The 10,667-nt window shown below is 71.4% G+C and carries 11 protein-coding genes; 10 read left to right on the forward strand and 1 reads right to left on the reverse strand.

All coding sequences use genetic code 11. The annotated features are described in order from the left end of the window. The first annotated feature begins 1 nt into the window (after position 1). From alaS to FB559_RS34255, 10 genes are all read left to right on the forward strand, one after another. Complete coding sequence (alaS, locus tag FB559_RS34210) at positions 2-2,668, forward strand: alanine--tRNA ligase (RefSeq protein WP_141961059.1); 2,667 nt, start codon at positions 2-4, stop codon at positions 2,666-2,668. A 23-nt stretch (positions 2,669-2,691) separates the two neighbouring features. Continuing rightward, the gene (gene ruvX / locus FB559_RS34215; protein WP_141961060.1) at positions 2,692-3,150 is read left to right on the forward strand and encodes a Holliday junction resolvase RuvX; all 459 of its coding nucleotides are present in this window, start codon (positions 2,692-2,694) and stop codon (positions 3,148-3,150) included. Then, complete coding sequence (gene mltG, locus FB559_RS34220; protein WP_141961061.1) at positions 3,147-4,319, forward strand: endolytic transglycosylase MltG; 1,173 nt, start codon at positions 3,147-3,149, stop codon at positions 4,317-4,319. The genes ruvX and mltG overlap by 4 nt, the downstream gene beginning before the upstream one ends. Continuing rightward, on the forward strand, positions 4,316-5,518 hold the full coding sequence (locus FB559_RS34225; RefSeq protein WP_141961062.1) for a shikimate dehydrogenase: 1,203 nt from the start codon (positions 4,316-4,318) through the stop codon (positions 5,516-5,518). Before mltG ends, FB559_RS34225 begins: the two co-directional genes overlap by 4 nt. 7 nt (positions 5,519-5,525) lie before the next feature. Further along, positions 5,526-6,371: a putative RNA methyltransferase gene (locus tag FB559_RS34230; protein WP_141961063.1), complete on the forward strand. Its 846-nt coding sequence runs from the start codon at positions 5,526-5,528 to the stop codon at positions 6,369-6,371. A 276-nt stretch (positions 6,372-6,647) separates the two neighbouring features. Beyond that, positions 6,648-7,226 carry a translation initiation factor IF-3 gene (gene infC, locus FB559_RS34235; protein ID WP_281286343.1) on the forward strand — a complete coding sequence of 193 codons (579 nt, stop codon included), beginning with the start codon at positions 6,648-6,650 and terminating at the stop codon, positions 7,224-7,226. Positions 7,227-7,374: 148 nt separating this feature from the next. Further along, positions 7,375-7,569, forward strand: coding sequence for a 50S ribosomal protein L35 (gene rpmI / locus FB559_RS34240; protein WP_141961064.1), 195 nt, complete (start codon positions 7,375-7,377; stop codon positions 7,567-7,569). Positions 7,570-7,684: 115 nt separating this feature from the next. Then, positions 7,685-8,059 (forward strand): 50S ribosomal protein L20, encoded by a 375-nt coding sequence (gene rplT / locus FB559_RS34245; protein ID WP_141961065.1) that lies wholly within the window; start codon positions 7,685-7,687, stop codon positions 8,057-8,059. A 22-nt stretch (positions 8,060-8,081) separates the two neighbouring features. Beyond that, a complete protein-coding gene (locus tag FB559_RS34250) occupies positions 8,082-8,897 on the forward strand; it encodes a TrmH family RNA methyltransferase (RefSeq protein ID WP_141961066.1) in 816 nt (271 codons plus the stop codon). 125 nt (positions 8,898-9,022) lie between these two features. Next, entirely contained in the window at positions 9,023-9,769 is a 747-nt protein-coding gene (locus FB559_RS34255) for a phosphotransferase family protein (protein ID WP_185792535.1), read from the forward strand. A 142-nt stretch (positions 9,770-9,911) separates the two neighbouring features. Here FB559_RS34255 and FB559_RS34260 read toward each other — a convergent pair whose 3' ends face one another. Next, entirely contained in the window at positions 9,912-10,667 is a 756-nt protein-coding gene (locus FB559_RS34260; protein WP_141961068.1) for a sulfite exporter TauE/SafE family protein, read from the reverse strand.

Genomic DNA, 10,667 nt, shown 5'->3' on the forward strand with positions numbered 1-10,667 from the left:
GATGGAGTCGGCAGAGATCGCCCGCCGTTATCTCCGCTTCTTCGAGGAGCGCGGGCACGAAGTGGTGCCCTCGGCCAGTCTGATCGCCGAGGATCCCACACTGCTGCTGGTCAACGCGGGCATGGTGCCCTTCAAGCCCTACTTCCTCGGGCAGCGTAAACCGGCCCACCCGCGGGCCACGAGCGTGCAGAAGTGCATCCGTACCCCGGACATCGACGAGGTCGGCAAAACGACCCGGCACGGCACGTTCTTCCAGATGCTGGGCAACTTCTCGTTCGGGGACTACTTCAAGGAGCAGGCGATCCCGTTCGCGTGGGACCTGCTCACCCGGTCCGAGGCCGAGGGCGGCTTCGGCTTCCCCGAGGACCGCCTCTGGGCGACCGTCTACCACGACGACGACGAGGCCTTCCGGATCTGGCGTGACAAGGTCGGCGTGCCCGAGGAGCGGATCCAGCGCCGCGGCATGGCCGACAACTTCTGGTCGATGGGCGTGCCCGGCCCCTGTGGCCCCTGCTCGGAGATCTACTACGACCGCGGCGCGGAGTACGGCCGCGAGGGCGGCCCGATCGTCGACGAGGACCGCTACCTCGAGGTGTGGAACCTCGTCTTCATGCAGTTCGAGCGCGGTCCGGGGGCGGGCAAGGAGGACTTCCCGATCCTCGGCGAGCTGCCGGCCAAGAACATCGACACCGGCATGGGCCTGGAGCGCATGGCGTCGATCCTCCAGGGCGTCGACAACATCTACGAGATCGACACCATGTGGCGGATCCTCGACCGCGCCGCCGACCTGACCAAGACCAAGTACGGCCGCGACGCGCGCTCCGACGTGTCCCTGCGGGTCGTCGCCGACCACGTGCGCAGCGGCACGATGATGGTGGGCGACGGCATCGTGCCCTCCAACGAGGGCCGGGGCTACGTCCTGCGCCGGATCCTGCGCCGCAGCATCCGCAACCTCCGCCTGCTCGGCGCCGGCGACGAGCGCTACCTGCACGAGCTGACCGAGGCCGCCATCGAGGGGATGGGCGAGACCTTCCCCGGGCTGCGGGCCGACGCCGCGCAGATCCACCACGTGATCGACGCCGAAGAGCAGTCCTTCCTGGCCACCCTCCGCACCGGCACGGCGATCTTCGACGCCTCCGCCGAGGAGGCCAAGCGCCGCAAGGAGTCCATCGTCTCGGGCGCGCAGGCGTTCACGCTGCACGACACCTACGGCTTCCCGATCGACCTCACCCTGGAGATGGCGGCCGAGCAGGGACTGGCCGTTGACGAGCCCGAGTTCCGCCGGCTGATGGACGAGCAGCGGCAGCGCGCCAAGGCCGACGCCGCCGCCAAGAAGACCGGCAACCTCGACGTCTCGGTCCTCGGCGACATGCTCGAACGCGCGGGTACGGTCGTCTTCACCGGCTATGACTCCGTCGAGGCCGAGGCGCGCGCCGTCGGCCTGCTCGTGGGCGGCGCCAACGTCCCGTCGGCGGGGGAGGGCACCGAGGTCGAGGTCGTGCTCGACCGCACGCCCTTCTACGCCGAGGGCGGCGGCCAGCTCGCCGACCGGGGCCTCATCCGGTTCTCCGGTGGCGCCGAGGTCGAGATCCTCGACGTGCAGACGCCACTGCCCGGTCTCGTCGTGCACCGCGGCCGGGTGCGCAAGGGCGAGGCACGGGCGGGCGACACCGTGTACGCCGAGATCGACGTGGAGCGCCGCCGGGCGATCTCCCGTTCGCACACCGCCACGCACATGGTGCACCGCGGCTTCCGCAACGCGCTCGGCGAGTCCGCCGCACAGGCCGGCTCGGAGAACGCCCCGGGCCGGTTCCGGTTCGACTTCACCGCGGCCGGCGCGGTGCCCCCGAGCGTGCTGCGCGACGTCGAGGACGAGGTCAACGCGACCCTCATCGACGACCTCGGCGTGCACGCCTCGGTGCACTCCATCGACGAGGCGCGCAAGATGGGCGCGCTCGCGCTCTTCGGAGAAAAGTACGGCTCCGAGGTGCGCGTCGTGGAGATCGGGGACTACTCGCGCGAGCTGTGCGGCGGCACGCACGTCGCGCGTTCGGGCCAGCTCGGCCTGATCAAGGTTCTCGGCGAGCAGTCGATCGGCGCCGGCGTACGCCGGGTCGAGGCGCTGGTCGGCATCGACGCCTTCCAGTTCCTGGCGCGGGAGAACGTCCTGGTGGCCCAGCTCGCCGAGCAGCTGAAGACCCGGCGTGAGGACCTGCCCGAGCGCATCTCCGGCCTGGTCACCCGGCTCCGCGAGGCGGAAAAGGAGCTGGAGCGGATCCGCTCGCGCCAGGTCCTGGAGATCGCCGGGGAGCTCGCCGGTGGCGCGCAGGACGTCGGGGGCGTCGCCTTCGTGTCCCACCGCGCGCCCGGAGGCGTCGGCGCCGATGACCTGCGACGCCTCGCGGTCGACGTGCGCGGCCGCCTGACGGGCCGTCCGAGCGTCGTGGTCGTCGCGGGCGTCCCCAAGGACCGCCCGGTCGTGGTCGTGGCGGTCAGCGAGGAGGGCCGGTCCCGCGGTCTGCGGGCGGGTGCGCTCGTCGGGGTCGCGGCCAAGGCACTCGGCGGCGGGGGCGGCGGCAAGGACGACCTCGCACAGGGCGGAGGAGCCAACCCCGAGGCGATCGGGGAGGCTCTGGCAGCCGTCCGGCGAGCCGTGGGGAGCGCGTGAGCCAGCCGGGGCAGGAGCAGCGCATGAGACGCGGCGTCCGCCTCGGAGTCGATGCGGGAAGTGTGCGCATCGGAATCGCCCGGAGTGATCCGGCCGGCATCCTGGCCTCCCCGTTGGAGACCGTACGCAACGGAAAAGGCGACATCGAGCGCATCGCGTGGCTCGTCGCCGAGAACGAGGCCGTCGAGGTGATCGTCGGCCTGCCGACCTCGCTGTCGGGCCGTGAGGGCCCGGCCGCGGGTGAGGCCCGCCGGTTCGCCTCCCGCATCGCCCGGCGCCTGGGCGCCGAGACCGTACGCCTGTTCGACGAGAGGCTCACGACCGTGACCGCCGAGAGCGGCCTGCGGCAGAGCGGCGTGCACGGCCAGGCACGCCGCAAGGTCGTCGACCAGGCGGCCGCGGCGGTGCTCCTGCAGGCCGCACTCGACGCCGAACGCTTGACAGGCCGTCCACCTGGGGAGATTGTCCGGGGGGACACATGAGTGACGCGGACCTGGATTTTCTCAGACAGCTCGCCGAGCGGCAGCGGTCGGCCCGGGCCGACCAATCTGGGCGCGGCGGGGGCCGTGGCCACCGCGGACGGCGCCGTAAAAAGTCCAAGAAGGGGCGAAAACTGGCGCCCCTGATGGCGATCGTCTTCCTCATCGCCGTCGTGGGCGGTGGCGGATATATCGGATTTACGAAGCTGAGTGGGATCATCCACCCACCGGACTACAGCGGCACCGGCACGACTGCGGTCACCGTCCAGATCCAGGACGGCGACTCCGTACGCCAGATGGGCCGGCGTCTGGAGGACGCGGCCGTCGTCAAGTCGAGCAGTGCCTTCTACAAGATCGCCAAGGATGATCCCAAGGCCACCAGCATCCAGCCCGGCTACTACCAGCTGAAGCTGCACATGTCGGCCAGGTCCGCGCTCGCGCTGCTGCTCAGCCCGGCCTCGCGGACCGGACGGTTCACCTTCCCCGAGGGCAAGCGCGCCGCGCAGGTCTACCAGACGCTGTCGGCCCGTACCCACATCTCGGTCAAGAGCTTCCAGCGTGCCGCCCAGCACCCGAAGGCGCTCGGGCTGCCCTCGTACGCCAACGGGCAGGTCGAGGGGTTCCTCTATCCCTTCACGTACGACCCGCCGCCGAAGGCCACCGCGACCCAGGTCCTGAAGGCGATGGTGGACCAGTTCAAGAAGAGCGCCGACGACATCGACCTGGAGAGCGAGGCCAAGCGCGTCCACATGTCGCCGCACGACGTGGTGGTGGCCGCGAGCCTGGTGCAGGCCGAGAGTGGCACGGCCGAGGACATGCCGAAGGTCGCACGGGTGATCGAGAACCGCCTCCACAGCCCGCAGCCGTGGATGCACAAGCTCCAGCTCGACAGTACGGTCATGTACGGCCTCGGCAAGTACGGCATCGTCGCCAGCGGCAACGACCTGAAGTCGACCAGCCCGTACAACACCTACAGCATCTCGGGTCTGCCGCCCGGCGCGATCTGCAATCCCGGCGAGGAGGCCCTGCGGGCCGTGCTCAAACCCGCGAAGGGCCCGTGGATGTACTTCGTGACGACCGACCCGGCACACCACGTCACCAAGTTCACCGACAACTACGCCGAGTTCGGCCGTTTCCGCCAGGAACTCCAGCAGAACCTGGCGCACGGATGACCCGTGCGGCGGTCCTCGGTAAGCCGATCGCGCATTCGCTGTCGCCGGTGCTCCACCGGGCCGCGTACGCCGCGCTCGGCCTGGACTGGACCTACGACGCCGTTGAGTGCGACGAGGCGGGCCTGCCTGCCGTCCTCGAAGGTTCGTGGGCGGGCCTGTCGCTGACGATGCCGCTGAAACGCGCCGTGCTGCCGCTGCTGGACGAGGTCTCCGACCTGGCCCGCGCGACCGGCGGCGCGAACACGGTCGTCTTCCACGGCGGCCGCAGGCTGGGCTTCAACACCGACGTCCACGGCATCGTGACCGCGCTCGCCGAGGCCGGGGTGCCCGCGGCGGGCTCGGCGGTCGTGCTCGGTGCCGGTGCGACCGCCTGCTCTGCCCTCGCGGCCCTGCGCGACCTCGGCGTGTCCGAGGCCGCGCTGGTCGCCCGCGACCCGGGCCGTGCCGCCGAGGCGGCCGCCGCGGCCCGGCGGCTCGGCGTCGGGCTGACCGTCCTCACGTACGCCGACCCGCTGCCCCGCACCGACCTGGTGATCTCCACGCTCCCGGCCGGCGTGGCCGACGCGTACGCCAAGACGATCGCGCGGGCCACCGGCGCGTTCCTCGACGTGGTCTACGCCCCGTGGCCGACGAGGGCGGCCGAGACCGTGCGCGAGGCCGGAGGCACGGTCGCCGACGGCTTCACGATGCTCCTGCACCAGGCCGTACGCCAGATCACGCTGATGACCGGCCACGACGACGTGCCGGTCGAGGCGATGCGCGCCGCGGGCCTGGCCGAGATCGCCCGCCGCGCCGGCGAGGGGCCTTCCGGCCAGGGGCCCTCCGATCACGGGCCTTCCGGCCACGGGCCTTCCGGCCACGGGCCTTCCGGCCACGGGCCTTCCGGCCAGGGGCCCTCCGATCACGGGCCTTCCGGCCACGGGCCTTCCGGCCACGGGCCTTCCGGCCACGGGCCTTCCGGCCACGGGCCTTCCGGCCAGGGGCCCTCCGATCACGGGCCTTCCGGCCACGGGCCTTCCGGCCACGGGCCTTCCGGCCACGGGCCCTCCGGCCACGGGCCCTCCGATCAAGGGCCTTCCGGCCAGGGGCCCTCCGGCCACGGGCCCTCCGATCAAGGGCCTTCCGGCCAGGGGCCCTCCGGCCAGGGGCCCTCCGATCAAGGGCCTTCCGGCCAGGGGCGCCCCGCGACGGGGCTTTGACGGGCCGATGCTCGCCGACGTCCTTCGCTACCTCCGCTGTCCCGTCTGCGCCGGTGACCTGTCCGCCGAGGAGCGGGCCCTGCGCTGTACGTCGGGGCACACGTTCGATGTCGCCCGGCAGGGTTACGCCGGGCTGCTGACCGGGAACGCGAGTACCGGCACCGCCGACACCGCCGCGATGGTGGCGGCGCGCGCGGACTTCCTCGACGGCGGTCACTTCGCCCCGCTCGCCGAGCTGGTCGCCGAGCGGGCCGCGGCCCGGGCCCCCGATGAGGGCTGCGTGCTGGACGCCGGCGCCGGTACGGGCTACTACCTGGGCACCGTCCTCGACCGGCTGACGGGACACCAGGGGGTGGCCCTGGACATCTCCAAGCACGCGCTGCGGCGTGCCGCGCGGGCCCATCCGCGTATCGGGGCCCTCACCTGGGACGTCTGGCGTCCGCTTCCGGTGCGCACGGGCGCGGTGTCGGTGCTGCTGGACGTCTTCGCCCCGCGCAACGCGCCGGAGTTCCACCGGGTGCTGCGGCCGGACGGAGTGCTGATCGTCGTCACGCCGGCCGCCCACCACCTGGCCGAGCTCGTCGGCCCGCTGGAGCTGCTCACCGTCGACCCGCGCAAGGCCGAGCGGGTCGCCGACGCGGTCGGGGAGCGGTTCACCCCGTCCGGCTCCCGGTCGCTGGAGCTCCCGATGCGGTTGACCCACAAGGAGGTCGCGGTGCTGGCGGCCATGGGACCGAGCGCCTGGCACACCGACGAGGCCGCCCTGCGGGCACGGATCGCCGCGCTCCCCGAGCCCGTGCCGGTCACTGCCGCCTTCGAGATGCGCGATTTCGACGCACGGCCCGAAAGCTGATATCTTTAACCGTTGACTGGCCTGGCGTTCACGCGCCGGGCGCGCAAGCGGAGGTCACCTCCCACCTGATCGGCCGCGCTCCGCGAGGAGCCAAAGGCTGATGGGTCCCGGTCCGACACGCTATTAGCGTGTCCCCTCGTCGGCTCCGGCCGCCGGGGTGACCGGTAGTGGCCCCGCATGCGAGCTGTGCGGGGCTTTTCGTATGAAGGGCCCGGGGTATGGCCGGTCATAGACAGCGAAGTACCCCAAGGAGGTCCCATCAGCGCCGAACCGCGTATCAACGAGCGCATTCGCGTGCCCGAGGTCCGACTCGTCGGTCCGAACGGCGAACAGGTTGGCATCGTTCCCATCGCCAAGGCCCTTGACCTTGCACGGGAGTCCGATCTCGATCTGGTGGAGGTCGCACCGACCGCGCGACCGCCCGTGGCCAAGCTCATGGACTACGGCAAGTTCAAGTACGAGTCCGCGATGAAGGCCCGCGATGCGCGACGTAACCAGGCGCACACGGTCATCAAGGAGATCAAACTCCGGCCGAAGATCGACCCGCACGACTACGGCACCAAGAAGGGCCATGTCGAGCGGTTCCTCAAGGCAGGTGACAAGGTCAAGGTCACGATCATGTTCCGTGGTCGCGAGCAGTCCCGGCCGGAGCTGGGGTTCCGGCTGTTGCAGCGGCTCGCGGAGGACGTCGACGACCTCGGCTTCGTCGAGTCCCGGCCCAAGCAGGACGGCCGGAACATGATCATGGTGCTCGGCCCGCACAAGAAGAAGAGCGAGGCAAAGGCCGAGACGCAGCGCGCCGCGACCAACAGCCGCTTGCGGCGGCAGGTGGAGAACGAGGCCCCGGCCTCCTGATCGGGGCTTGTTCCACCCCGACCCCGCTCGTGCAGTGGGGTCGCCTCGCGATGAAGCATGCACATCGCGCCTCATCAGGCGTGCGGTACTCCGTAAAGGGGTGAGCCGCGCGCCCCGAGGCGCACGGACTAGGGAGACGTCGGCGACCATGCCGAAGATGAAGACGCACAGTGGTGCCAAAAAACGGTTCAAAGTGACCGGCACCGGCAAGGTCATGCGCCGCCGCGCCAACCGCAACCACCTGCTCGAGCACAAGGCGACCAAGCGCACGCGCCGCCTTGACGGGCCCGTGGTGGTCGACAAGAACGACGAGAAGAAGATCAAGAAGCTGCTCGGCAAGTAAGCCCGGCAGGCATGATCGCCGGGCTCCCGGTGCCACGACGGCACCGGCAGCCCCGTAAGTCCTACGACCGGCCGGTCGCCCACGAGGCACCGGCCCCCACGAGGGAGTTCGAAACGTGGCACGCGTGAAGCGGGCGGTCAATGCCGCCAAGAAGCGCCGGGTCGTCCTGGAGCGGGCGAGTGGCTACCGCGGCCAGCGGTCCAGGCTGTACCGCAAGGCCAAGGAGCAGCAGCTCCACTCGATGACGTACGCCTTCCGCGACCGGAAGGACCGCAAGGGCCAGTTCCGCCGTCTGTGGATTCAGCGGATCAACGCGGCGGCCCGCGCCAACGGGATGACCTACAACCGACTCATCCAGGGCCTGCGCGAGGCCGGCGTCGAGGTCGACCGCCGTATGCTCGCCGAGCTCGCGGTCAACGACGCCCCCGCGTTCGCGGTACTCGTCGAGACCGCCAAGAAGGCGCTGCCCACGGGCACCGCCGCGGCCTGAGCGCCCCAGGATCACCGCGCTGATGGCGGGCCGTGAGCTGAGTTCCACCCGATCTCCACGGGTGAAGGCGGCTCGTCGGCTCGCCAAACGCGCGTTCCGGCGCCGCGACGGCCGGTTCCTCGCCGAGGGGCCGCAGGCCGTACGCGAGGCACTGGCGCTGGACGGAGTCCTCTGCGAGCTGTTCGCCACGGCCGAGGCGGAGAACCGCCACCAGGACCTGGTCGCCCGGGCGGAAAAATCCGGCATCCCCGTCTTCAGGGTGGGTGCCGACGTGATGGCCGAGCTCGCTCAGACCGTCACTCCTCAGGGCCTGCTGGCCGTCTGCCGATTCGTCGACGTCTCGTTGGAGTCGGCGCTCGCGTCTTCGCCGCGGCTGGTGACGGTCCTGGCGCACGTACGCGACCCGGGCAACGCGGGGACGGTGCTGCGCACCGCCGACGCCGCCGGGTCCGACTCGGTGATCTTCACCGACGCCTCCGTCGACTCCTACAACGGCAAGTGCGTGCGCGCCTCCGCGGGCAGCATCTTCCACCTCCCCGTCGTCATGGGCCCGCGTTTCGGCGAGGTCATCCCGGCGCTGAAGGCCGCGGGCCTGACCGTCGTGGCCGCCGATGGCGCGGGAGAGTCCTCGCTGGACACCGCCCTTGAGGCGGGCACGCTCGGCGGGCCGACCGCGTGGGTGTTCGGCAACGAGGCGTGGGGCCTGCCCGAGGAGATCCTGGCCGCCGTCGACGAGGTCGTCCGCGTGCCGATCTACGGTGGCGCCGAGAGCCTCAACCTCGCGACCGCCGCCGCGGTCTGCCTCTACACCTCCGCACGGGCCCAGCGCGCCGGCTGAGGCCTCCTGACAAAAGTGGTGGGTCTGACCTGGTCAGGGGTGCCGTCCACGACGCCGCCGGGCGCGGGACGAGGCCGGCCGTGCCGGCGATTAACCCGGCGACAGTCAGTGGTCCTCTCGCGATAATGGCCGACGTGGAAGAGGTCGAGCTCGTCGTCGCCCATCGGGAGCGCGCCACCCTGCGCGTCGGCGACGTGTTCCTGAAGATCGACGCGGATCAGACGCGCACCGATGTCGAGGTCGAGGCGATGGCCATGGCGCCGATCCCGACTCCGGAGGTCCTGTGGCGAAAGCCGCCCGTGCTCGCGCTCGCCGCCCTCCCGGGCACGGCACTCGGCCGCCTCGGCGAGCGGTCGGCCGCGTCGCCGTCGGCCTGGGCCGCGGCGGGTGCCGCCGTACGGAAGCTGCACGACGCACCGCTGCCGCCATGGCCCGGTCAGAGCCTTGACGAGCTCGCATCGGATCTCGACCGCGAATGCGAGCGGCTCGTCACGAACGACGTGCTTCCCGCCGACCTGGTCACGCGCAACCGCGAGGTCGCCGAGGCCGCGCTCCGGCCGTGGACGCCGGTGTTCACGCACGGAGACCTGCAGGTCAGCCACGTGTTCCTCGACGGTGAGGAGATCACCGGCGTGGTCGACTGGTCCGAGGCGTCCCGAGGCGACGCCCTGTACGACCTCGCCGTCCTGACACTCGGGCACGAGGAGCACCTCGGCGACGTCGTCGCCGGCTACGGCACCGACGTCGATCTCGACGTGATCCGCGCGTGGTGGTCGCTGCGAAGCCTGCTGGCGGTCCGCTGGCTCGTCGAGCACGGCTTCGACCCGTACGCGCCAGGTTGTGAGGTCGACGTGCTGAGAGCCCGGATGTGAGGCCACGCGAACCCGGCGGCCACGAGCGGCCCCCAGGGCCCGCCGGCCAAGGTGTTTCACTGGCCCGGCGCGACGGCTGAGGCCTTGGATCCGTCTCGAAGCCCGCGTCGCTCAGCAGACGGCGGGACTTCGGGACAGGTCCTCAGTGCGGGGCCAGGGCCACGGCGACGGCGAGCCCGAAGGTGACGATGACCGCGCGGAGGACGGTCGGCGACAGCCGCCGCGCCAGGCGCGCACCCAGGAATCCGCCCGCCAGGCTCGCCACCGCCATCACCGCGACCGCGGACCACCGCACCGGACCGAAGATCGCGAACGCGCCGCACGCCACCGTGTTGATGACCAGCGACAGCACCGCGCGTACGGCGTTCACCCGCTGCAGCCGGTCGTGCACGAACACGCCGAGGATGCCCAGCAGCATGACGCCGAGGCCGGCGCCGAAGTAGGCGCCGTACACCCCGCCGAGCAGGATGCCCGAGTGCAGCAGGATCTGGTGCTGGCGGCCGGTCAGCCGGTCCGAGGCGCTCAGCCGCTTCTTCACCCAGGGCTGGACCGCGAGCAGCAGGCTCGCCACGGCGATCAGGATCGGCACGAGCGCGCCGAAGACGTTCTCCGGTGTGACCAGGAGCAGGAGGCAGCCCAGGACGGCGCCGACCACGCTCGTCACGCCGAACGTGACCGCGCGCCTGCGCTGCCCGGACAGCTCCGCGCGGTACCCGACGGCGCCTCCGATGTAACCCGGCCACAGCGCCACCGTGTTGGTCACGTTGGCGGTGACGGTCGGGTAGCCGACGAATAGAAGCGCGGGAAAGGAGATCAGCGAGCCGCCGCCGGCGATCGCGTTGACGACGCCCGCCGCCACGCCCGCGGCGGCGAGCAGACCGGTGTCCAGCAGGTTCAA

Source organism: Actinoallomurus bryophytorum (assembly GCF_006716425.1).
GTDB lineage: Bacteria > Actinomycetota > Actinomycetes > Streptosporangiales > Streptosporangiaceae > Actinoallomurus > Actinoallomurus bryophytorum.